At 70.0% G+C, this 580-nt stretch carries 1 protein-coding gene; it reads right to left on the bottom strand.

The features are described from left to right. Positions 1-580 (bottom strand): ketoacyl-synthetase C-terminal extension domain-containing protein (locus tag ACSC1Q_RS43055; protein WP_436764522.1); only part of this gene is annotated, 580 nt, incomplete at both ends.

Raw genomic sequence — 580 nt, forward strand, 5'->3', positions numbered from 1 at the left:
CACCGCCCGCTCCTCCAACACCCCCCGACCACGCGCCAGCGAATACCCCACATCCCGCGCATCGAGACGAGAGCCGGCCCCCACGAACCCGGCCAACCGCTCCGCCTGACCCCGCAACCCCGCCACCGACCGACCCGACACCACCCACGGCACCACCCCACCAGCCGAAACAGACTCGACCAGAACAGACTCCTCCGGGGCCTGCTCAATGATCACGTGAGCGTTCGTACCGCTCACCCCGAACGCCGACACCCCCGCCCGACGCGGACCCCCCACCCCCGGCCACTCCCGCGCCTCGGTCAGCAACCGCACCGAACCCGCAGACCAATCCACATGCCCCGACGGCTCGTCCACGTGCAACGTCCCGGGAAGGACACCATGGCGGATCGCCTGCACCACCTTGATGACCCCGGCCACTCCTGCCGCCGCCTGCGCATGACCGATGTTCGACTTCACCGATCCCAGCCACAACGGCCGATCGACCGGCCGCCCCTGCCCATACGTCGCCAGCAACGCATGCGCCTCGATCGGATCACCCAGCGTCGTGCCGGTGCCATGCGCCTCGACCAGGTCCACCTCC

It is taken from the genome of Streptosporangium heterodermiicola (assembly GCF_051390675.1).
Classification (GTDB): Bacteria; Actinomycetota; Actinomycetes; order Streptosporangiales; family Streptosporangiaceae; genus Streptosporangium.